This window comes from Thermus brockianus, from assembly GCF_021462505.1.
Lineage (GTDB): Bacteria > Deinococcota > Deinococci > Deinococcales > Thermaceae > Thermus > Thermus hydrothermalis.
Window position 1 is genome coordinate 99,756 of sequence record NZ_JAKEDV010000005.1, and the last position, 21,876, is coordinate 121,631.

Annotated in this window: 19 protein-coding genes; 2 read left to right on the plus strand and 17 right to left on the minus strand. The window is 66.7% G+C overall.

The window, feature by feature from the left end:
• Positions 1 to 24 precede the first annotated feature (24 nt).
• Positions 25 to 1,716, minus strand: a complete 1,692-nt coding sequence (locus LXN00_RS07615; protein ID WP_234506999.1) for a M3 family oligoendopeptidase — start codon at positions 1,714 to 1,716, stop codon at positions 25 to 27.
• 740 nt (positions 1,717 to 2,456) lie between these two features.
• Here LXN00_RS07615 and LXN00_RS07620 point away from each other — a divergent pair.
• Positions 2,457 to 2,864 carry an acyl-CoA thioesterase gene (locus tag LXN00_RS07620; RefSeq protein ID WP_234507001.1) on the plus strand — a complete coding sequence of 136 codons (408 nt, stop codon included), beginning with the start codon at positions 2,457 to 2,459 and terminating at the stop codon, positions 2,862 to 2,864.
• Here the strand turns inward: LXN00_RS07620 and LXN00_RS07625 are convergent.
• From LXN00_RS07625 to murI, 10 genes are all read right to left on the minus strand, one after another.
• Complete coding sequence (locus LXN00_RS07625; protein ID WP_234507003.1) at positions 2,853 to 5,087, minus strand: endonuclease MutS2; 2,235 nt, start codon at positions 5,085 to 5,087, stop codon at positions 2,853 to 2,855. The two genes, LXN00_RS07620 and LXN00_RS07625, sit on opposite strands and share 12 nt — an antisense overlap.
• A 29-nt stretch (positions 5,088 to 5,116) precedes the next feature.
• Entirely contained in the window at positions 5,117 to 5,371 is a 255-nt protein-coding gene (locus LXN00_RS07630; RefSeq protein ID WP_234507005.1) for a hypothetical protein, read from the minus strand.
• 5 nt (positions 5,372 to 5,376) lie between these two features.
• The gene (locus tag LXN00_RS07635) at positions 5,377 to 7,089 is read right to left on the minus strand and encodes a glycoside hydrolase family 13 protein (RefSeq protein ID WP_234507008.1); all 1,713 of its coding nucleotides are present in this window, start codon (positions 7,087 to 7,089) and stop codon (positions 5,377 to 5,379) included.
• A complete protein-coding gene (locus tag LXN00_RS07640) occupies positions 7,086 to 8,405 on the minus strand; it encodes a sugar ABC transporter permease (RefSeq protein ID WP_234507011.1) in 1,320 nt (439 codons plus the stop codon). Before LXN00_RS07640 ends, LXN00_RS07635 begins: the two co-directional genes overlap by 4 nt.
• Complete coding sequence (locus LXN00_RS07645) at positions 8,406 to 9,734, minus strand: ABC transporter permease subunit (protein ID WP_234507012.1); 1,329 nt, start codon at positions 9,732 to 9,734, stop codon at positions 8,406 to 8,408.
• Between the two features lie 58 nt (positions 9,735 to 9,792).
• Positions 9,793 to 10,989: a maltose ABC transporter substrate-binding protein gene (locus LXN00_RS07650; RefSeq protein WP_234507014.1), complete on the minus strand. Its 1,197-nt coding sequence runs from the start codon at positions 10,987 to 10,989 to the stop codon at positions 9,793 to 9,795.
• 94 nt (positions 10,990 to 11,083) lie between these two features.
• The gene (locus LXN00_RS07655; protein ID WP_234507016.1) at positions 11,084 to 12,115 is read right to left on the minus strand and encodes a hypothetical protein; all 1,032 of its coding nucleotides are present in this window, start codon (positions 12,113 to 12,115) and stop codon (positions 11,084 to 11,086) included.
• On the minus strand, positions 12,112 to 12,723 hold the full coding sequence (locus LXN00_RS07660; RefSeq protein ID WP_234507018.1) for an XTP/dITP diphosphatase: 612 nt from the start codon (positions 12,721 to 12,723) through the stop codon (positions 12,112 to 12,114). Before LXN00_RS07660 ends, LXN00_RS07655 begins: the two co-directional genes overlap by 4 nt.
• 5 nt (positions 12,724 to 12,728) lie before the next feature.
• Positions 12,729 to 13,373 (minus strand): TIGR00730 family Rossman fold protein, encoded by a 645-nt coding sequence (locus LXN00_RS07665; RefSeq protein ID WP_234507020.1) that lies wholly within the window; start codon positions 13,371 to 13,373, stop codon positions 12,729 to 12,731.
• 9 nt (positions 13,374 to 13,382) lie between these two features.
• The gene (gene murI, locus LXN00_RS07670; RefSeq protein ID WP_234507021.1) at positions 13,383 to 14,156 is read right to left on the minus strand and encodes a glutamate racemase; all 774 of its coding nucleotides are present in this window, start codon (positions 14,154 to 14,156) and stop codon (positions 13,383 to 13,385) included.
• 88 nt (positions 14,157 to 14,244) lie between these two features.
• Between murI and metK the strand changes: the two genes are divergently transcribed.
• On the plus strand, positions 14,245 to 15,423 hold the full coding sequence (gene metK / locus LXN00_RS07675; RefSeq protein WP_234507183.1) for a methionine adenosyltransferase: 1,179 nt from the start codon (positions 14,245 to 14,247) through the stop codon (positions 15,421 to 15,423).
• Positions 15,424 to 15,463: 40 nt separating this feature from the next.
• On the opposite strand, the gene LXN00_RS07680 is transcribed toward metK, so the two are convergent.
• Genes LXN00_RS07680 through LXN00_RS07705 form a run of 6 tightly spaced genes read right to left on the minus strand, consistent with a single transcriptional unit; the run spans position 15,464 to position 21,831 of the window.
• Positions 15,464 to 16,540, minus strand: coding sequence for a sensor domain-containing diguanylate cyclase (locus LXN00_RS07680; protein WP_234507023.1), 1,077 nt, complete (start codon positions 16,538 to 16,540; stop codon positions 15,464 to 15,466).
• Between the two features lie 43 nt (positions 16,541 to 16,583).
• Entirely contained in the window at positions 16,584 to 18,476 is a 1,893-nt protein-coding gene (gene speA / locus LXN00_RS07685) for a biosynthetic arginine decarboxylase (protein WP_234507025.1), read from the minus strand.
• Positions 18,473 to 19,036 carry a DUF72 domain-containing protein gene (locus tag LXN00_RS07690; protein ID WP_234507027.1) on the minus strand — a complete coding sequence of 188 codons (564 nt, stop codon included), beginning with the start codon at positions 19,034 to 19,036 and terminating at the stop codon, positions 18,473 to 18,475. Before LXN00_RS07690 ends, speA begins: the two co-directional genes overlap by 4 nt.
• Positions 19,026 to 19,739 carry an alpha/beta hydrolase gene (locus LXN00_RS07695; protein ID WP_234507029.1) on the minus strand — a complete coding sequence of 238 codons (714 nt, stop codon included), beginning with the start codon at positions 19,737 to 19,739 and terminating at the stop codon, positions 19,026 to 19,028. Before LXN00_RS07695 ends, LXN00_RS07690 begins: the two co-directional genes overlap by 11 nt.
• A gap of 3 nt (positions 19,740 to 19,742) precedes the next feature.
• The gene (locus LXN00_RS07700) at positions 19,743 to 20,675 is read right to left on the minus strand and encodes a ribose-phosphate diphosphokinase (protein WP_234507031.1); all 933 of its coding nucleotides are present in this window, start codon (positions 20,673 to 20,675) and stop codon (positions 19,743 to 19,745) included.
• Positions 20,676 to 20,700: 25 nt separating this feature from the next.
• Entirely contained in the window at positions 20,701 to 21,831 is a 1,131-nt protein-coding gene (locus LXN00_RS07705; RefSeq protein ID WP_234507033.1) for a M24 family metallopeptidase, read from the minus strand.
• Positions 21,832 to 21,876 lie beyond the last annotated feature (45 nt).

Sequence of the window (21,876 nt, forward strand, 5' to 3'; positions counted from 1 at the left end):
TACCCCGCCCGCGTCAGGGGGCGGTCAGGAAAGCCGCCTTTCCAAGGCCTCCACCTTGTCCGCCAAGACCTTGAGGCCCTTCTGCCAAAACGCCGGGCTTTCCAGGTCAAAGCCGAAGCGGCGGCCGAGCTCCTCGGCGAAGTGCATCCCCGACTCGGCGAGGAGGGCCTCGTAGCGCTCGGCGAAGCCGGGGTCCTCCTTGGCGGCCTCGTAGACGGCGAGGCCGAAGAGGAGGCCGAAGGTGTAGGGGTAGTTGTAGAAATCGGCCCCGTAGTAGTGCCCCTTCACCGCCCACATGTAAGGGTGGCGGGTGGCCAGGGCTTCCCCATAGGCTTCTTCCTGGGCCTTGAGCATGAGCTCCTTGAATTCCCTTGGGGAAAGCTCCCGCTCCTTGCGCTTCTGGAAGACCCAGGACTCAAAGAGGAAGCGGCTATGGATGTCCACCACCACCTGGGCCGCCCCCTGCAGGTAGGCGTCCAGGATGAGGAGCCCCTCCTCGGGGGAAGCCTCCCTCAGGGCCGCCTCCACCACCAGGGTCTCGTTCATGATGCTGGCGGTTTCCGCCAGGGTCATGGGCACCTCCCGTAGGCTTGCGGGGGCTTGGGCCAGGGCGAAGTTGTGGTAGGCGTGGCCGAGCTCGTGGGCCAAGGTGGAGACCGACTCAAAGCTCTCCTCGTAGTTGGCGAGGATGAGGCTCTTGCCGCCTCCCCTCGGCATGCAGTAGGCCCCGCCCACCTTGCCCTTCCGGGGGAGGAGGTCCATCCAGCGCTCGGCGAAGGCGGCCTCCGCCACCTGGGCGGCGCCCGGGGAGAAGGCGGCGAGCTTTTCCCGGATGAAGCGCCGGGCCTCCTCGAGGGTCCAGCGCCTGCCCTCCCCGATGGGGGCGAAGAGGTCCCACCAGTCCAGGCGCTCCTTGCCCAAGGCCTTGGCCTTCAGGTGGAAGTAGCGGCGGAAAAGGGGAAGGGCCTCCCGCACCGCTTCCTGCAGGGCCGAAAGGGTCTTGCGGCGGATGCGGTTGCGGAGGAGGGTGGGCTCGAGGTCGTCCTTGTACCCCCGGCGGCGGTGGAGCACTGAGGCTTCCCCCTTGACCCCGTTGAGGGCGTAGGTGATGGGCACCTCGTGGGCCTCCCAGGCCTTGAGCTCCGCCTCGTAGGCTTTCCTTCGCACCGCCTCCTCGGGGTGGAAGTAGAGGTTGCGCACCTTGGTGATGGGAAGCTCCTCCCCGTCCACCACCGCCGTGATCTGGCTCGTGAGGCTTTCGTGGAGCTTGGCCCAGGCCTGCCGCCCCGAGAGGCTAAGCTCAGCGGCCAGCGTTTCCTCCCCCTCCGGCATCATGTGGAGGGCCTCCTCCTTGGCCTCCACCACCAGGATGCGGTAGGGTCCGGCCTCCTCAGGGTCCTGCAGGGCCAGATAGCGGGTGAGGCGGGGCCTTAGGCGCTGGAAGTCCAAAAAGCACATCTCCAGCTCGGAGAGCTTGGCCAAGGCGGCCTCGTCCTGGGTGTCGGCGGTGAAGCGGGCGTAGAGGTAGGCCCAAAGGGGGGTGGCCTCCTCCTGAAGGGCGTCCAGGGCGGCCAGGACCTCGGCCAGGGGTGCTTCCCTTTCCAGGAGTTCCTTAAGGCGGCCAATGCGCCCCCTTATTCCCTCCCAGGCCCGCCGGAACTCGGGGCTTTCCAGGCCAGGGAAGAGGGGGGTTAGGTCCCAGGTGGTCTCCGTCATGCCCCCACTATACCTGACCCGTGGGTCAGCGCCCTGCGCTCAAGGCCAAGGTGCTTCCCCTGGTTTACTGGGAAGGCCATGCGTTTCCTGGGCATTGGCGGAAAGGCCGGATGAGGGTTGTCCGCACCAGATTGCGTTTCAAAGGTCTTCCGCGGCTTCACAAAATGGGCCTCCGGAGGACGTATCCGGAGGCCCGCGCACAGCCAACCTAGCGGAACGTCAGTACGGGCAAGCCTGCCTGGTGACCTTTTGCGCAGCCCACCTTCCTGTAAAGTTTTGGCCTTGATAGGAGGTAGCGGTGTAATCCCCCGTGGCGCTCTCCTGGCTAAAGGTGCCCGTGATCCGCAAGGTTCCTCCCGGCAGACTCACCGTGGAGGTGAACCGGTTGCCGTTTAGCGACCCGGTCACCTCTACTTGGTACCCCCCTTCTAGATGCAGGGAGCCCTGGATGAGGTTCCCAGTTTGGGTAACCTGTACGCAAAACGGACCCGTTTCCGGCGTTGACGCCACGGTATAGGTTCCTTCCCACGTGCCCGCCACGTTTGGTGTGGAACCCCCGTTTGCCCCGCCTCCCACCTGTTCCCCACAGGCAACCAAGAGAAGGGCAAAGCCGGCCAGAAAAGCATACGCCATACGTTTCATACACCTGGCTCCTTTCTTGGGGTTCAAAGACCCCGGGCTTCATTTTGCCAGAAATCCCTTTGGGAAGCTTGGATGGTCCTATGGTATAGACTGAGGTCATGGAAGGCTTCCCGGTTGTCGTGCGGGTGGACGTCCGCTTCCGCGATCTAGACCCCTTAGGCCACGTGAACAACGCCGTTTTCCTCTCCTACATGGAGCTCGCCCGCATCCGCTATTTCCAAAACATCTCCCCCGACTGGCTCCAGGAGGGGCACTTCGTGGTGGCCCGCATGGAGGTGGACTACCTGAAGCCCATCTTCCTGGAGGACGAGGTCCTGGTGGGGGTGCGGGCGGTGGGGATGGGCCGCTCTAGCCTGCGCATGGAGCACCTGATCACCGCCAACGGGGTGCCCGCCGCTCAAGGGGTGGGGGTTTTGGTCTGGCTGGAGGGCGGGAAGCCAGCCCCCCTGCCCGAGGAGGTGCGCCGGAGGATTGAGGCCCTCGAGGGCCGCCCCCTAGCCCCGTAGCACCGCCACCGTCACCCCGTGCCCCCCCTCGTGCGGGGGGGCATCGGCGAAGCTTTCCACCCGCTTGTCCCGCCTTAGGGCCTCGCGGATGGCCTGGCGCAGGGCTCCCGTGCCCTTGCCGTGGAGGAGGCGCACCGTGGAAAGCCCCAGGGCCCTGGCCTCCTCCAGGGCCTGGTCCACCTCGAGGAGGGCCTCCTCCACCGTGAGGCCCCGCAAGTCCACCTCCTTGACCTCCCGCTTGGGCTTGGCGAGGAGGGGCTTGGGGGCTTCCCCTTCCGGCACCGCCTTGAGCTCCTTGGCCTTCAGGCTCATCTTCAGGGGCCCCACCTGGACCAAGGCTTCCTCGCCCCGCACCTCCACCACCCGGCCCCGCTTGCCCAAGGCGGGCACCTCCACCAGAACCCCAGGGGAAAGCCCCGGCGGGGGCGGGGGAGGGGGGGTCTTTTTGGCGTAGCGGGCCTTGAGCTCCATGAGTTCCCGTAGGGCGTCCCGCTTGCTCTCGGTCCTCGCCTTTTCCCGGATGGCCTTGAGCTCCGCCTCCACCGCCAGAAGCCTTTCCCGCACCTCGGCCTCCAGGGCCTTAAGGCGCGCCTCCCGCTCCTTTTGGTAGTCGGCCTCCCGCCTTTCCAGCTCCCGCTTTAGGGCCTCGGCCTGGGCAAGCGCTTCCTCTAGGCGGCGCTTTTCCTCCTCCAGGCGGAGCCTTTCCCCTTCAAGCCTCTCAAGAAGCGTTTCCAGCCTTCCCCCCTCGGGCAGGATGGCCTCGGCCCGCCGGAGCACCGCCTCGGGCAGGGAGAGCCTTCGGGCGATGGCCAAGGCGTAGCTCCGCCCCGGCACCCCCAGGACGAGCTCGTAGGTGGGGCGGAGGGCCTCGAGGTCAAAGCGCATGGAGGCGTTCTGGATGCCCTCCCGCCCCTGGGCGAAGGCCTTGAGGGGGGAGAGGTGGGTGGTGACCATCCCCTTGACCCCCCGTTCCAAGAGGGCCTCCAGGATGGCCTGGGAAAGGGCCGCTCCCTCCTCGGGGTCGGTGCCGCTCCCGAGCTCGTCTATGAGGACGAGGCTACTGGGCGTGGCCTCCTCCAGCATCTCCTTGAGCCGCTTGAGGTGCCCGGCGAAGGTGGAGAGGCTTTCCTGCAGGGACTGCTCGTCCCCAATATCGGCATAGACCCGGTCGGGCCAGGCGAGGAGGGCCCTCCTGGCCCCCACGAAAAGCCCCGCCTGGGCCATGAGGACCGCCAGGCCCAGGGTCTTGAGGAGGGCGGTCTTCCCCCCCATGTTGGGGCCGGAGATAAGGATGAGGCGGGTCCCTTCGTCCAGGGCAAAGGAGTTTCTCACCGGGTTTGGGATGAGGGGGTGGAAGGCCTCCACGAGCTCGTAGCGCTCGCCGAACCGGGGGCGGGCAAGGCCCAGGTCCTTGGCCAGGGCGGCCTGGGCCTGGACAAGGTCCAAAAGGGCCAGGGCCTTCAGGGTTCCCGGCACCCCTTCGTCCTCCGCTAGGCGCTCGGAGAGCTCCCGCAGGATGCGGTTCACCTCCTCCTCCTCCTTGAGCCTCAGGGCCTGGAGGCGGTTATTGAGCTTCACCACGGAAAGGGGCTCTATGAAGAGGGTGGCCCCGGACTCGGACTCGTCCAGGAGGATGCCGGGCACCTTCTGGGCGAAGCCCGCCTTTACCGGCACGCAGTACCGGTCCCGGCGCAGGGTGACGAAGCGGTCCTGGAAGGCCTCCCGGTGGCGGTCCATGAGGGCGTAGAGGCGGTCCAGAATCTCCTGGCGCAGGGGCCTAAGCTCCCGGCGGATCTGGAGGAGGTGGGGGCTCGCCTCGTCCTTTACGGCGCCTTCCTCGTCCAGGGCCCGCTTCACCCGCTCCAGGAAGGGGGTGTGGTCGCCAATGCCCTCGGCCACCTGGCTCAGGGCGTTCTTTAAGGGGAGGAGTTCCCTTCTCAGGGCCATGGCCCCTTCCAGGGCCTGGGCGGCCCTTAGGAGCTCAGGCCCCGTGAGCCGGCCCCCGGAGAGGGCCTTTTGGTAGGCCTCCCTCAGGGCCCCCGCTTCCGGAAGGGCGTAAGGGTAGCTTTGCGCCTCCTGGGTGAGCTGGTGGCGGCGTTCCGCCTCCTCCCGGGAAAGGGGGGCGAGAGCTAGGGCGAGCTCCCTCCCCAAGGGGGTCTTGGCCCTCTCCGCCAAGAGGGCCCGCACGCGGGGAAACTCCAGGACCTCGAGGACGTCCCGCACAAAGGAAAAGTATACCCAAAGAGGGTGGGTTAGCGCTTAAGGAGGCGGAAAAGGGTGTAGGCCGCTTGCCCTCCAGGGCCCGCCACCACCTTGAGCCAGGCCCCGATCCGGCCAAGCCGGCCCAGGGGAAGGAGGGAAAGGAGCAGGAAGACGCCCTCCACCACCTTTTTCCGCTCCTCGGGGGGAAGGTTTTGCCAGCGCGCCCACATCCCCTTTAGCCCCCCTTTGGAGCTTCCCTTAGGAGGGGCCCAGGGCCTTTTGCGGGGCTTGGGCATCTTGGCCATCCCCCTCATTCTAGGGGTTGGAAGAGGAGGTAGGAGGCCTCCACTTCCCCTTCCACCTCGCTTTCGGTCAGGAGGTCCACCCCCCGGGGCAAGGCCAGCCGGGCGCCCTCGGGGGCGAAAAAGGCCCAGACCTCCTCACCCCCATACCGCCTCCGGAAGGCCAGGACCCCCTTGGGGGCGGGAAGGGGTAAAAGGCCTCCTTGGCGCAGGGCGGGGTGGCGCTTCTTAAGGGCGACGAGCCGCTTCAGGAAGGCCTGGATCTCCCGGTTCCAAAGCCCCTCGTCCCAAGGGAAGGGGGCGCGGCAGTAGGGGTCGCCCCGCCAGAGGCCATAGGGGTTGGGCTGGGAAAGCCCCACCTCGTCCCCGTAGTAGATGGCGGGGCTTCCCGGGAAGGCGAAGAGGAGGGCGTAGGCCAGCTTGAAGCGCTCCACGTCCCCCCTAAGCCGCCAAAGGGCCCGGGGGATGTCGTGGGAGGAAACGAAGGTGTACATGGCGTGGCGCACCTGGAGGGGCAGGGCCTGGTAGTGATCCAGGAGGGTCCTAAGGGCATCCTCCGCTTCCACCACCACCGCCCGGCCGTGCACGTCCCGCCCCGAAAGCCATTCCATCACCGGGTGGGCGAAGCCGGCGTAGTGCATGGCCCCGTCCAGGGTGTGGGCCTTGAGGGTGGGGGTGGTGTCGTAGGAGAGCTCCCCCAGGACCAAGGCGTCCTCCCGTTCCTCCTTGGCCGCCCGGGCCAGGGCCCTTAGCCACCGGGCGTTCTTGCGGTTGGTGCCCCCTTCCCCGATGGAGTGGGCCACGTCCAGCCGCCAGCCGTGGGCGAGGCGGAGCCAGTGGCGGATGGGGGCTTTGGGGCTATAGACGAAGCGCTCCTGGGTGAGGGGGGAGGCGTAGTCCAGTTTGGGCATGTGGCCGAGGCCAAAGAAGCTGGCGTAGGTGCCGTCGGGGTAGAAGGTGAACATGCCCCTTTCTGGGGCCTCGGGGTTTTCCAGGGCCTTTCGGAACCAAGGGTGGGTGGCCCCCACGTGGTTGTAGACCCCGTCCAGGATTAGCTTCATGCCCCGGGCTTCCAAGGCTTGGTAAAGGGCCCGCAAGGCCTCTTCCCCGCCCAGGTGGGGGTCCACCTCCAGGTAGTTCTCGGTATCGTAGCGGTGGCTACTGGGGCTTCGGAAGATGGGGGTGAGGTAGAGGACCTCCACGCCGAGCGCCTCGAGGTAGGGGAGGGCCTCCAAGACCCCATAGAGGTCCCCCCCGTAGAACTCCCAGGCACCCTCCTCCCCCGGGGGCTCGTGCCAGGCCTTCTTCCGGATGGGCTTCCCCCCGTAACGCCACGCCCCCTCCTTGGGGGCAAGCTCCGGCCGGCCCTGGCGGAAGCGGTCGGGGAAGATCTGGTAGTAGACCGCCCCCAGGGCCCAGGCGGGGGGCAAGGGCCCCGCCAGGAGGTGGAAGAAGCGGTCGTAGCGGGGAAGGCCCTTTTCCAGGCCGTGGCTCCCCAAGTACCCCTCGGGCAAGCGAAAGCAGTAGCGAAAGGGGCTTGTGTGCACGTAGACCTTGGCCTTCAGGCCCCCTTCCCAAGGCGTCAAGGGCTTTTCGTGAAGCTCCCCGTCCTTCTCAAAGAGGAGAAGCCCTTCCTTCGCCGGGGTTTCCAGGAAAAGCTCCACCTCTTCCCCCAGGTCCGGGAAAGGAGGGTGGACGTGTTCCAGGTCGTGGCGGTTCATTCCTTCACCGCTCCCGCCGTGTAGCCGGAAACGAAGTACTGCTGGAAGCCGTAGAAGAGGAAGAGGATGGGCAAGGAGCCCAGGACGCTCGCCGCAGCGAAGATGCCCCATTTGGTCTGGAACTGCCCCGTGGTGAAGCTCCTAAGCCCCACGCCCACGTTCCAGCTCTCCACCCCCGTGAGCACCAGGTTGGCCAGGACGAACTCCGAGTAGGTGCCCACGAACTGGAGGAGGAAGATGAAGACGAACATGGGGGCGGAAAGGGGGAGGAGGATCTTCGTGAAGACCTGCCACCGCGTGGCCCCGTCCACCATGGCGGCCTCCTCGAGGCTTGGGCTGATGCTCTCCAGGTAGCCCTTGTACACCCAGGTGCCGAAGCTGATGATCCCCCCGGAGTAGGCCAGCACCAGGCCGGTGAAGGTGTTCAGGAGGTCCAGCCGGGAAAGCAGGTAGTAGATGGCCACCAGGGCCAAGAACCCCGGGAACATCTGCACGAAGATGAAGAAGAGGAGCAGAGGGTAGCGCCCGGGCAGGTGGCGGAAGCGGGCGAAGGCGTAGCCGGCGGTGGCGGTGAGGAGGACCGCCAAAAGCCCCGTGAGCCCGGAGATGAGGAAGGTGTTCCGCACCCAAAGGAGGAACTTGGTTTCCGTCCCCTGCCCGGTGAACTGCTTGGGGGAGAGGAAGAGGGCGAGGAGGAAGACGAAAAGGGCCAGGGCGAAGAGGAGCCGGCTTTGCCAGAAATCCATCCATTCCGCTTCCGGTAAGAGGCGGCGGAGGAGGCCGATTAGGGCCACCCCGAGAAGGGAAAGCCCCGCCAGGAGGAGAAGCCCCACCTGGTACGGGTAAAGGACCACGCCCTGGACCAAGGCGGCGTAGTTTTCCCAGGAGGGCTCGGGCAGGTAGGGGATCACCTTGGCGTCCAGGAGGAGAAAGCCCGTGTTCGGTCTGCGGAAGCTGAAGAGGTTGTTGGTGGGGTCAAAGCTCGCCGCCACCACCTGGACCACGGGGTAGTAGACGAGGAGGATGAGGACCCAGAGGAAAAGGTGGGTAACCCCTTGCCAGAAAAGGGGCCAGGGGCTCCGCTTTCGCCCCTGGAGGCGGTTGGCGAGGGCGGTGTAGAGGAGGCTATAAAGGAGGAGCAAAACCACGAGGCCCAAAAGTCCCAAGAGGGCGTAGGCCCACCCGTAGGGCACGAAGACGCTGCCAAAGGCCACCTGCTTGCGGTAAGACCCCTCGTCAAAGAGGCGGTGGGCCGCAAACCAGTAGGCCCCGTAGAGGGCCAAGCCGGTGAGGAGAAACCCGAGAAGCCGCCGCATCTACCGTACCTCCCTTAGCGCCCCCGTGAGGCGGAAGTTCACCAGGCTGATGGCCACGGTGATGGCGAAGATGAGGAGGCTAATGGCCGCCCCCAGGCCGTAGGCCGACTGCCCTTCGGCGCTAAAGGCCGTCTTGTAGGCCCAGGAGATGAGGATGTCCGTGGCCTGGGCCGTGGCCATCCTTCCCTCCTGGGCGGGACCGCCCCCCGTGAGGAGGTAGATGATGTAGAAGTTGTTGAAGTTGAAGGCGAAGGAGGAGAGCAGGATGGGCACCATGGGCTTTTCCAGAAGGGGCAGGGTGATGCCCCAAAGGGCCTGCCAGGGGGTGGCCCCGTCCACTTTGGCCGCCTCGTAAAGCTCGTCGGGGATGGTGGAGAGGGCGCCCAAGGTGGCGGTCATCATGTAGGGGAAGCCCAGCCAAAGGTTCACCAGGAGGATGGCCACCTTGGCCCAGTCGGGGTCGTTGAGCCAGGGGATGGGGTAGACGCCCAGGACCCCGAGAAGCCGGTTGATGGCCCCGAAGTTGTAGTTCAAAAGGGCTACCCAGACCTGCACGGTGATGACCCCGGGCAGGGCCCAGGAGACGATGAGGACCGTGCGGTAGAAGTTGCGAAGCTTTAGGCCCTTGTTGTTCAGGACAAGGCCCAGGATGAGCCCAAGGAGGGCGTTCAAAACCACGGTGCTCCCGGCGAAAATCACGTTCCACACGAAGACCGGCAGGAGGGCTTGGCTCGCTTGGGAAAAGATGAAGGCGAAGTTCCTTAGGCCCACGAAGCGGAAGGCGTTCACCTTGGCCACGAACTCCGCCCGGAAGGGAGGGGTGCGGTCCAGGACCAGGGTGTTCCCCTCCGCCTCCAGGATCCGCGCCCGCCCCCGGTGCCCATCGGCGTAGACCTCCACGGGCTCGCCCTGGCAGGGGTCGCAGCGGAGGGCCTCGGCCACAGGGGCTTCCAGAACGAGCCTCTGGCCTTCCTGCTCCAGCACCCGGGTTTCCGTGGAACGGTCGGGGAAGCCGTTTTTCTGCCCCGAGTAGTCCGTGAAGGCCAGGTAGACCGTGAGGCCGATGGGGTAGAGGGTGAAGACCAAAAGGAAGGAGAGGGCGGGCAGGAAGTAATACCAGTCGGAAAGCCAGGGGAAGAGTCGCCCCAAGACCACGGCCCCCGGCAGGAGGACCAGGAGGGCCAAGGCCAGGATGGTCCAGCCCGGGGGGGCCAGGTAGGCCTCGAGGGCCAGGTACCCCAGAATTCCGACCCCCGTGGCCAGGAGGAGGAGGCCCAAAAGGAGCCCTAGGGCCAGGAGGAAACCTTTTAGACCCGGTGGGTGTTTCATGGCTAAAAGATACCCCCCACGGGGGAGGATGGTCCCGTGGGGGGGCGGGCATGGATCCTTACTTGCCGATGGCCTTCTTGATCTCGGCCACCATGTCCTCCACGATCTTCTTCACGTTGGCGTCGGGCCGCTGGATGGCCAGGCTAATGGCGTTCCCCCAGGGGCCCCAGACCTTGCCCATCTCGGGGATGTTGGGCATGGGGGTGCCCAGGGCGAAGACCTTGGAGAAGCCGGCCACCACCGGGTCTTTCTCCAGGGTCTTGGCGGCGCTCTTGGACACGGGGATGCGCCCACCCGCCCGGTTGAAGGAGACCAGGTTCTTGCCGGTGATCAGGGTCTTGGCGAAGTTGACGGCGGCGGTCTTGTTCTTGGAGTAGGCGTTCACCACCACGCCCTGGACCCCAAGGAAGGGCCCCCAGGGGTTCTTGGCCCCGGGCGGGGTGGGGAAGGGGGCGATGCCGAAGTCAATCTTGGCCTTCTTGTAGTCTCCAAGCGCCCAAGGCCCGTTGATGATCATGGCCAAAGCCCCGTCCTTGAAGGCCCCATCCGCCACGCCGTAGTCCACCCCTTCGGGCACGAGGTTGTAGCGGAAGCGGAGGTCCTTGATGAATTGGAGCGCCTTCTCCCCCACCTCACCCCCGATGAGGAGCCTGCTCGGGTCCAGGTTGCCCTTAGCGTCCTTGCCGAAGACGTTATCCGCTCCAAAGGCCTTGAAGAAGCCAAAGTTGAAGTAGGGGTCGCCGATGTTGTAAAGGAAGCCGAAGGTGGAGCCGGTGGTGAGCTTTTGCGCCAGGCTCAAGAACTCTTCCCAGGTCTTGGGGGCTTCCTTCACGTACTTCTTGTTGTAGATGAGGGCCACGCTCTCGGCGAAGGCGGGCAGGCCCATGAGCTTGCCCCCAAAGGTGAAGGCCTCCACCGCCACGGGTTGCAGGTCAGCGAGGTAGCTTTGCGTCACGTACTTGCCCATGGGCTCCAGCACCCCCGCCTGGGCCATCTCCCCGAGCCAGTCGTGGGGGATGGAGACCAAAAGGTCCGCCGCTTGCCCTTGGGGGGCGCCCAGGATGAACTTCTGCTTGATATCCCCGAAGGGGACCTCCACCACCTCCACCTTGGTGCCGGAGGTCTTCTCAAAGGCCTGGGCTTGGGCCTTGAGCCATTCCAGTTCGGGGCCGCCAAAGTGGGTCCAGACCTTGATCTTCCCCTGGGCCAGGGCCAGGGAGAGTCCGAGGGCCAAAACCGCCAAAAGCTTCCTCATAATCCCACCTCCGGGCGCGTGGTAGCGTTTCCGCTAAAGGTTTTGTCCGCGCCCTCCACTTCAAGCATACTCCTTTGGGGAGGGGCGCAAGTCCCTAATGGAGGGCCCTGAGCACCTCAAAGGCGATGAGGGCCAGGATGGCCACCTCCACCGCCTGGGTGCGCAGGTGGGCCACCTCCTCCGTCACCATGGCGTAGGTGGCCTCGAGGACCCTGAGCTTTTCCTCCACGCTCCTTTCCAGCTCGTGGGCCCCGTAGAGCTCCAAAGCGGCGCGGTAAATCTTGGCGTAGAAGAGGTCCTCCGTGATGCGGAGCGCCCCCTCCATGCGCGCCCGCACGTCGGCGATCTCCGCATGGCGGGCCATGAGGCGGCGCCTTAGGCGCTGCAGTTTGCCGTAGCCCCAAAGCCCCCGGTGCTTGAGTACCTCGGGCACCGCCTCCAGCTCCTCCGTCAGCACCCGGTCGTAGTAGGAGAGCTCCAAAAGCTGGGCGTGGACGAACTCCACCAGGTCCGCCACGTCCCAGATGCCCTCCGAGTCCAGGATGAGCACCCGGTCAAAGCCCAGGAGGGCCAGGTCCTCCGTGGAGTAGCTGTAGCGGTAGCGCTCCATCTCCCGGCGCACCTCGGGGGCGAACTCCTCCTGGGCGCCCATCCAGAGGGGGGTGAGGTCCACGGGCGGCTCGTGGGCCTTGGCCCCCTCGAGGCCCAGGGCGTGGTAGACGGCGAACTCCTCGGAAAGCCGCTTTTCCTCGGGGCGGAGGAGGGCTCCTTGCAGGTAGGGCTCAAGGGCGGCGAGCTCCGCCAGGAAAAAGCCATCCCAGAAGGGAAGCTCGGGGATCTTGAGCCCCTTTTCCAAAAAGACCTCCCAGGGCACCCGCTCCCCCAGGTGGATGCGGAAGGAAAGGGAAACCACCCCGAACTCGTAAAGCCGGGCGGCAAGGAGGCCGGAAAGCCCCTCCACGCTCCTCACACCAAGCTCCACCTCCGCCGGGGGGTTTTGGAAGCGCACCGCCCCAAGCCGGGCCCGGGAGAGGCGGAGCCGGGGGGTGGAGAGCCGGGAGAGGTCTATCTCGTCCGCCAGGTCAAAGAGGCGGTAGAGGGCGATGTGGGGGGAAAGGAGGTTCATTCCAGCTTGGAAACCTCCCTGGGGGGTGGCCCCTCCTTGTACGCTTCCAGAAGGGCTTTAAGGGCCTTTCCCCGGTGGGAGTAGCGGGCCTTTTCCTCCGGATCCATCTCGGCGAAGGTCTTCCCCGCCTCGGGGACGTAGAAGAGGGGGTCGTAGCCGAAGCCCTTCTCCCCCCTGGGGGCTTCCAGGATGTACCCCTCCACGCTCCCCTCGTAGGCCTCCGCATGCCCGTCGGGATAGGCCAGGACCAGGACGGCCACGAAGCGGGCCTTGCGCTCCTCCCCCTTCAGGTGGCGCATCCTTTCCAGGAGGTAGACGTTCCGCTCCCGGTCGGTTTCCTTGCCCCCGTAGCGGGCGGAGTAGACCCCCGGTTCTCCACCCAGGGCGTAGACCTCGAGGCCCGAGTCGTCCGCCAAGGCGGGAAGCCCCGTGGCCTTGGCCACGTGGGCGGCCTTGAGGAGGGCGTTGTCCAGGAAGGTGGCCCCTTCCTCCTTGGGCATGCGCAAGGGGAAGTCGGCCAAGGAGAGGAGGGTCCAGCCCAAGGGGGCAAGCCCCTCCTTAAGCTCCCGCACCTTGCCGGGGTTGGAGGTGGCGAGGACGAGGCGCATCCTTTTCAGGATACTCCCTTTAGGGCGGCCACCACCTCCTCGGGGGCGTCCAAGAGGGTGAGGAGGTGGTAGTCCTTGGGGTCTATGGCCCCCTGCTCCTTCAAGAAGGCCATCCAGGAAAGAAGGCCCTGCCAGTAGGCCCGGTCCAGGGCGAAGACGGGAAAAGGGTGGACCTTTTCCGTCTGGATGAGGACCAAGACCTCGGAAAGCTCGTCCAGGGTGCCAAACCCCCCGGGCAGGAAAACGAAGGCGTGGGCGTAGCGCACGAAAAGCACCTTGCGCACGAAGAAGTAGCGCAAGGAGAGGGCGTGGGTCTGGTAGGGATTGGGCTTTTGCTCGTGGGGGAGCTCTATGTTGAGCCCCACGCTCACCCCTCCCGCCTCGTAGGCCCCCCGGTTCACCGCCTCCATCACCCCGGGCCCGCCCCCCGTGACCACCCCGTAGCCCGCCTCGGCCAGGGCCTTCCCCAGGCGGTAGCCGAGGGCGTAGGCGGGGTGGTCCTCGCCGAAGCGGGCGGAGCCGAAGACGGAGACCAAGGGCACCTCAATCTCCGAAAGCGTTTCAAAGCCCTCCACGAACTCCGCCAGGATGCGGAAAAGCCGCCAGGCGTCCTCGTGGTGGAGCTGGTCTATGAGGGGTTTCTTGGGCATGGCTTTATCCTAAAGCTCTTCTAAGCTTACCCGGTAGAGGGTTTCCACCCTTTCCCCAAGCCGCTCCGCCAAGGCCTTGTAGCTTTCCGGGTCCCCGGTGACGTAATGGACCACCCTTCCCTGGCCTTCCGGGTTCAGAAGCCCCGCTTGGGCTAGGGCCTCCGCCACCTTCCTGGCCGTGGCCTCCGCGGAGTCAATGAGCTTTACCCCGGGGAGGACCTTCTCCAGGGTGCCTTTGAGGAAGGGGTAGTGGGTGCAGCCCAGGATCAGGGCCTCGAGGTCCTTGGGGGCTTCCTCCAGGTAGTGCCGGGCCACCAGGAGGGCCACGGGGTCGTCCCAAAGCCCCTCCTCCACCAAGGGGACGAAGAGGGGGCAGGCCTTGGCCCAGGCGAGGGGCAGGTACCGCCCGTAGGCCCCGCTTTCCACCGTGGCTTGGGTGCCGATGAGGCCCACCTTCCCGTAGCCCCGCGCCACCTCCGCCGCCGGCTCCAGCACCCCGAAGACGGGGACGGAAAGGTCCTCGGCCAGGTCGGGAAGCGCGGCGGAGCTTGCCGTGTTGCAGGCCACCACCAGGGCCTTCACCCCTTGCCGGAGCAGGAAGCCCGCTATCTCCCAGGCGAAGCGGCGCACCATGGGAAGGGGCTTGCCCCCGTAGGGCACGCGGGCGGTGTCGCCGAAGTACAGAAAATCCTCCCGGGGAAGGGCTTGCCGCAGCGCCTTGAGCACCGTGAGCCCGCCCACCCCCGAGTCAAAGACGCCGATGGGGGCCTTGGGGTCCTTCACGGCCCGCCATCATACCTGGACGGGGGAAGGGGGGTGCTATACTATCAGGGTTGCCCCGGAGGGGGCGGGTACAAAGGAGGTGCGCAAGTTGCGGCTGGTCACGTCCGAGTCGGTCACGGAAGGGCACCCGGATAAGCTGGCGGACCGGATCTCCGACGCCATCCTGGACGCCCTCATCGCCCAGGACAAGAAGGCCCGGGTGGCGGCGGAGACTTTGGTCACCACCGGGCTCGTTTTCGTGGCGGGGGAGATCACCACGGAAGGCTACGTGGACATCCCCAACCTGGTGCGCAAGACGGTGCGCGAGGTGGGGTACACCCGGGCCAAGTACGGCTTTGACGCGGACACCTGTGCCGTGCTCACCGCCATTGACGAGCAGTCCCCGGACATCGCCGGGGGGGTCAACCTCTCCTACGAGTGGCGGGTGCTGAAGTCCACGGACCCCTTGGACCGCACCGGGGCGGGGGACCAGGGGCTCATGTTCGGGTACGCCACCGACGAGACCCCCGAGCTCATGCCCCTCCCCATCACCCTGGCTCACCGCCTCACCATGCGGCTTGCGGAGGTGCGGAAGACCGGGCTCCTCCCCTACCTGCGCCCCGACGGCAAGGCCCAGGTCACCGTGGTCTACGAGGGGGACAAGCCCCTTTACGTGAAGACCGTGGTGGTTTCCGCCCAGCACTCCCCCGAGGTGGAGCAGGAGCAGCTTAGGGAGGACCTGATCCGCGAGGTGGTGCGCCAGGCCATCCCTCCGGAGTACCTGAAGGAGGGGGAAACGGAGTACCTCATCAACCCCTCGGGCCGCTTCATCCTGGGGGGCCCCCACGCCGACACCGGCCTCACCGGGCGCAAGATCATCGTGGACACCTACGGGGGGGCGGTGCCCCACGGGGGCGGGGCCTTCAGCGGCAAGGACCCCACCAAGGTGGACCGTTCCGCCAGCTACTACGCCCGCTACATGGCCAAGAACATCGTGGCGGCGGGGCTTGCCCGGAAGGCCTTGGTGGAGCTCGCCTACGCCATCGGCAAGGCCCGGCCGGTTTCCCTAAGGGTGGAAACCTTTGGCACCGGCATTTTGCCCGACGAGAAGCTCACGGAGATCGCCAAGAAGGTCTTTGACCCGAGGCCCTTGGCCATCATTGAGGAGCTGGACCTCCTCAGGCCCATCTACACCCCCACGAGCGCCTACGGCCACTTCGGCCGCGCCGGCTTCCCCTGGGAGGAGACGGACCGGGTGGAGGCTTTGCGGCGGGAAGCGGGCCTTTAGGCGTTGCCTTGCGGGCCCCCCGGGACCTTGCCCGGGGGGCCTAGCCGATCTCCACCCGGTTCTTGCCCTTCCGCTTGGCGCGGTAAAGGGCCTCGTCCGCCCGCTTGAGGAGGGAGAGAGGGGAGTCCGTGGGGGCGGCCTGGGCCACGCCGAAGCTGGCGGAAAGGCTAGGAACCGGGGGAACCTTGAGGGCCGCTACGCTTTGGCGGAGCCTTTCCGCCAGGGCCAGGGCCTGGGGGAGTTCGGTTTCCGGGAGGAGGACGGCGAACTCCTCGCCCCCTAAGCGCACCGCCCGGTCGCTTTGCCGGATGTGCCCTTCCAAGCACTCCGCCAAGGCCCGTAGCACCCGGTCCCCGGTCTCGTGGCCGAAGGTGTCGTTCACCGCCTTGAACCCGTCCAGGTCCAGGGTGATGAGGGCGAGGGGGCGGCCGTAGCGCTGAACCCGGAAAAGCTCCCTTTCCAGGATTAACTCCAGGTAGCGGCGGTTGCGCAGGCCCGTGAGGAAGTCGGTGTGGGCGTCCAGCTGGGCCTCGAGGTAGCCCTCCTTGATCCGGACCAGCATGTAGAGGAGGCCCACGTAGGCCAGGTTGGCCCCGAAGAACTGGGCCAGGGCGTTCAGGTGTTCCGGTTGGAGGTGGCCGCGGAAAGCCCCTAGGAGGGATAGGAGGAGGAGGGTGAGGAGGTAGAAAAGGGCCAGGCGCACCGCCTGCCGGGTTTGGAAGAAGAGGAGGCTGCTGAAGTAGACGAAGGGCACCCAGAAGGCGGCGGGGGAGAGGCCCATGGGGTTCGGGCGGAAGAGGAGCTGGTAGGCCAGGGTGGCCAGGAGGTACAGGGCGATGAGGGCGTGGGCGCCGGGCAGGACCCAGGAGGCGGAGCGGGGCCAGAACCAAAGGGAAGCGGCGAGGAGGGCGAAGCCCAGGGCCAAAACGGGCAGGAAGACCCGGTCCACGGGGTCCAGCCCTGCCCTTTGGGAGGTAAAAAGGGCCACCAGGGCGAGGATGGCCCCCAGGGGCAGAAGCCTGAGAGCCATCCTCCTCCGGAGGGGGTTTAAGGGGTCCAAAAGCTCGAGGGTGGGGTGCAAGCTAACCCCAATATACCGCTCCCTGGACAGGCCCATGCCCCCATCCTGCCAGGACCCCCCTTAACGGGGCCTTAACGCCCTAGTCCTCCAGGTAGGTGTACCCCTGGAGTTCCCGCATGTACCGTTCCAAGAAGGCCCCCTTCTCCGCCGGGGACAAGCGGCTTTGCCGCACCAGGCGCTCCACTCCCTGGAAAAGTTCCCGGGAGGAAAACCCCATCTTCTCAATGACCTTTTCCGCTGTCTCCCCGGGGATAAAGCGCTCAATGGCAAAACCCTCCTCGTCCACCACCACGTGGGCCTCGCCCACCTGGCCGAAGAGGTTGTGGTTGCTCCCGAGGACGTCCTGGTAGGCCCCCACCAGGAAGACCCCCAGGTAGTAGGGCTCCCCGGGGCGGATGGGGTGGACGGGGAGGCTTTGCCGCACGTCGTGGAGGTCAATGAAGCGGTCTATCTTGCCGTCGGAGTCGCAGGAGATGTCCACCAAGGTGGCCTGGCGGGTGGGGGGCTCGTGGAGGCGGGAGAGGGGCACGATGGGGAAGAGCTGGTGGATGGCCCAGGCATCGGGGAGGCTTTGGAAGATGGAGAAGTTGCACACGAGCTTGTCGGCGAGGAGCTTTTCCAAGTCCTCAAACTCGTCGGGGGCGTAGGGAAGCTCCCGCACGATGCCGTATACCCGCCGGGCGATGTGGTAGAAGATCTCCTCCGCCAAGGCCCGGTCCCGCAGGGACACCAAGCCCAAATCGTAGAGGGTTTGCAGGGTTTCCTTGTCGGCGAAGGCGTCGTGGTAGACCTCGCGGAAGTTTTTGGCGCTTAAGCTTTGCAGGCTTTCCCAAAGCTCCTTGACCAAGGGGTGGGCCTCTTCGGGCGGGGGCTCGGGGCGCTTCTCCCCCGGAGGGGTGATGACGTCAATCACCTCCAGGACGAGGACCTGGTGGTAGGCGGTTACCGCCCGCCCCGACTCCGTGACCAGGGTGGGGTGGGGTTCGCCCTGGGCCTCCACCACCTCCTTGGTCACGTAGACCAGGTCCTCGGCGTACTCGGGGAGGGTGTAGTTGGCGGAGGCGTAGAAGTTGGTCTTGGAGCCGTCGTAGTCCACGGCCAGGCCCCCGCCCAGGTTTAGGTAAGCGAGGGGCGCCCCGAGCTTCCTGAGCTGCACGTAGGTCTGGGCCGCTTCCCGCACCGCCATCTTGATGCGGCGGATGTCCGTCACCTGGCTCCCGATGTGGGCGTGGACCATGACCAGGGTGTCCAGGAGGCCTTCCTCCTTCAGGATCTCCACCGCCCGGATGATCTCCGGGGTGGTGAGGCCGAACTTGGCGTTCTCCCCCCCGGAGGCCTCCCACTGGCCCGCCCCCTTGGCCTTGAGCTTGTAGCGGATGCCGATCTGGGGTTTCACCCCGAGCTCCTTGGAAAGCCGCACCACCCGGGGGAGCTCGGCGAACTTCTCCAGGGTGATGACCACGTTCCGCCCAAGCTTCCGCCCCATGAGGGCCAGGCGGATGAAGTCATCGTCCTTGAAGCCGTTGGTGGTGATGAGGGCTTCTGGGGAGAGGTCCTGGGCCAGGATGAGGGCGAGCTCCGCCTTGCTCCCCGCCTCGAGGCCGTAGTGGTAGGGCCTTCCCGCCTTGGCCACCGTTTCCAGCACCAGGCGGCGCTGGTTCACCTTTACCGGGTAAACCCCCCGGTACCCCCCGGTGTAGCCGTACTTCTCCATGGCCCGGCGGAAGGCCTCGTTGAGCTCGCGGACGCGGGCCTCGAGGATCTGGGGAAAGCGGAGCACCAAGGGCAAGGGCCTCCCCTCGTCCCTCAGGGCCTCCACGATCTCCAAAAGCGAGGCGGCGGGGCCCTCGGGGCCCAAGGGGGTTACCTCCAGCTCCCCGTCCCGGCCCACGCGGAAAAACCCCGCGCCCCAGTAGGGCACCAGGTAGATCTCCTCAGCTTCTTTGGGGGAAAAGCGCCTGGCCGTCTTCAATCCGGGTCAACCTCCGCCCTTGAGTGTAGGGCGGAAGGCCCGGGTTGTGAAGGGCTCACGTAGAGGTAACCCTCCCCTTCGGGCAAGGGGCCCTCCGGGTCCACCAGGTAGAGGAAAGTCCCCCCGGGCTCGTTCACCACCACCCGCCCCCGTTCCCGAAGGAGGGGACGTAAGGGTTCGGGCGCCTGGAAGGCGAGGGGCGTGGGCCCAAGCTCCCTTTCCACCTCCTCCAGGAGGTCCAGCCAGTCCCGAAACCTCTCGGGCGGCACCTCCTCCGGCACCCAAAGCCGCACCGCCCCCCTTTTGTCCCCGAAGAGGCGGAAGCGCCTGAGGAAGCGGCGCAAAACCCGCCTTTCCTCCCCCGAGGGGCGGAAGGCGAGGTGCTTGTGGCCAAAGACGCTAAAGCGGAAGCCCGGGGGGGCGAGGGCCCGCAGGCGGCCTATGGTCCTGGGGTCCCCCACCCGGTGCCACCAGGAAAGCTCCACCGTGGGGAAGGCCCGGCGGTAGGCCTTGAACCCCCCGGGATACCCCTTGTAGCCCTTGAGCCCTTTAAGGAGCACCTTCCTCCAGCCAGGCTTCCAGAAACCCCAGGCCCACCCGGGCCATGAGGGGGGTGATGGTGTGGCCCGTGCCCTCCTCCACGTACCGGGCCAGGCGGCCTTCCCCGTAGTGGGGCCTGAGCGCCTCCACCGTCTTTTCCATGCGGGCCAGGGGGACGATGAGGTCCTTGGTGCCGTGGAGGTGCAAAAGGGGGACGTTGCCGTAGGCCTCCCCCTGGAGGGCGGGAGGGGCTTGGTAGAGGGCCTCCACCCTGGGGTCCTGGATCGCCTGCCCCTGGGGGAGCTTCATGGGAAACCCCGAGCCGATGAAGGCCAGGGCCGCCCGGGGCCGGAAGCCTTCCGAAAGGAGGAGGTGGACCACGAAGGCCCCCAGGCTCCCCCCGGCGAGGAAAAGGGGAAGGCCATAGCGCCGCCTGGCCTCCTCCGCCACGGCCCAAGCCTCCTCCTTGTAGCCCAAGGCCACCTGGTAGACCTCCTCCACGTAGCGGGGGCTTTTGGCGGAAGGGGGGCTTCCCCTTTCCCCGTGCCTGGGGGCGTCAAAGGCCAGGAGCAAAAACCCCCGTTCGGCATAGCCGGGAAGGAGGGAGAGGATGTGCTCCTTGGAGCCCTGCAGGCCGTGGAGGGCGAGGAGGAGGGCCTGGGGGGTTTCGGGCACGTGGGCCAGGACGGGAAGCCCGGCCAGGGTGAGGGTTTCCTCCCGCATGGCTTAGGTGAAGAGGCTAGACACCGACTCCCCCCGGTGGATGCGCCAGATGGCCTCGGCGAAGAGGGGGGCCACGGTGAGGGTCTTGAGCTTGGGGCCTTCCTTGGGGGGGCAGGTGTCCGTGGCCGCCACCTCCTTCACCGGGCTCTTGGCGATGCGCTCCAGGGCGGGGCCCACGTAGACCCCGTGAGTGGCGGCGGCGTAGACCTCCTTGGCCCCCGCTTGGAGGAGGGCCTCCACCGCCTCCACCAGGCTCCCGGCGGTGGAGATCTCGTCGTCCACGATGAGGGCGGTCTTCCCCGCCACCTCCCCCACCAGCATCCGCACCCGCACCTCGGTGTCGGAAACCCGCTCCTTGTCAATGAAGGCCAAGGGCAGGCCCAGCCTGCGGGCGAGGGAGCTCGCCCGCTTGATGTCCCCGGCGTCCGGGGCCACCACCACGGCGTTTTCCAGGTCCACCCGGGTGGCGAAGTGGTTGGCGATGACGGGTTCGGCGGAGAGGTGGTCCACGGGTACCTTGAAGAAGCCGTGGACCTGGGGGGAGTGGAGGGTCATGGTGAGGACCCGGTCGGCCCCCGCCGTCTGCAGGAGGTCGGCGATGAGCCGGGCGGCGATGGAGATGCGGGGGGCGTCCTTCTTGTCGCTCCGGGCGTAGGAGAAGTAGGGGATGACGGCGGTGACCCGGGCGGCGCTGGCCCCCTTGGCGGCGTCAATCATCATGAGGAGCTCCATCAGGTGGTCCTGCACCGGCGGGGTGAGGGACTGGACGATGAAGACGTCGCCTTCCCGGAGGCTTTCCTCGTAACGCACGAAGAGGTTGTCGTTGGCGAAGCGGATGGTGGTGCTTTTGCCCAAGGGAAGGCCCAGGGCCTCGGCGATGGCCTGGGCTAAGGGGCGGTTGGACTGGCCGGAAAAGATCAGAAGGGGGCGGTCCATGCCGTCCCCCAAGATACCACGCCCCCTATAGCGGGGTAAGCGCCGCCTGCTTGGGCGTGGTCACCTCGGGCCCCGTGGGGTGCAGGTAGACGTTCACCTCCGTGCGCACGCCGAAGGTTTCCAGGTAAAGCCCGGGCTCCACGGTGAAGGCGAGCCCCGGCACCAGGGGGCGGAAATCGTGGGTTTCCAGGTCGTCCAGGTGGGGGCCAGACCCGTGCACCTCCTCCCCCAGGTTGTGCCCGGTGCGGTGGCGGATGTAGCCCCCGTACCCCCCTTCCAGGAGGACCTGGCGGGCCACCCGGTCCACCTCAAAGCCCTTGGGGTAGCGCCCCTTTTGGTACGCCTCCGCCACAAAGCGAAGGGCGGCCTCCCGGGCCGCCACCACCTTTTGGAAGGCCTGGTGGGCCGCCTCCGGTGCCCTAAACGCCGCCATCCAGGTGATGTCGGCGTAGACCCCGCCCGCCTCCTTGGCCCAGAGGTCCAAGAGGACCACGTCCCCCTCCCGAAGGGGCCTTTCCGTGGGGGCGTGGTGGGGATTGGCGGTGTTTTCCCCGAAGGCCACCATGGGGGGGTGGTCAAAGACGAGCCCCCTCTCCTCCAGGGCCCGGACCAGGACCCCTTGCACCGCCTTCTCCGTGGCCTCCGGGTGTTCCCGGAGGAAGCTTAGGGCGAGCTCCTTGGCGGCCACGAGCCCCGAGGCCGCCCGGCGGTGGCTTTGGAGCTTCTCCTCCCCCCAGGTCTGGAAAAGGAGGAGGAGGGGCCAGGAGGAGGCGGCCTCTAACCCCAAGCCCCGCAGGAGGTCCAAGGTGCCCCCGTCCACCCGGGAGAGGTAGGGGATGGCCCCGCCCGGGACGTACTCCAAGGCCACCCGCCGGGCTCCCTCCAGGGCCTGCCTGAGGCCCACGAGGAAGCCTTCCCAGGTGTGGTAGGTGCGCTGCCTGCCGGGCAACGGGGGGAGGAGGCTTGCCTCAATGGCGTGGCAGAGGAGGGTGGGCTCCCCCTCCCGAGGGACGAGGTAGGCCAGGCGGCGGGTGAGGTGGAGGCCGCTTAGGCCCAGGACCTCGAGGGCCACCGGGTTGCTTTGGCCGAAGGTGTAGAGGAGCCAGCCGTCTAGCCGCTCCTCCCTTAAGGCCTCCTGGATGCGGGCAAGCTCCATGCCCCTATCCTCCCGCCTCGAGGCGGGTTTTGGGAAGCGTGGTAT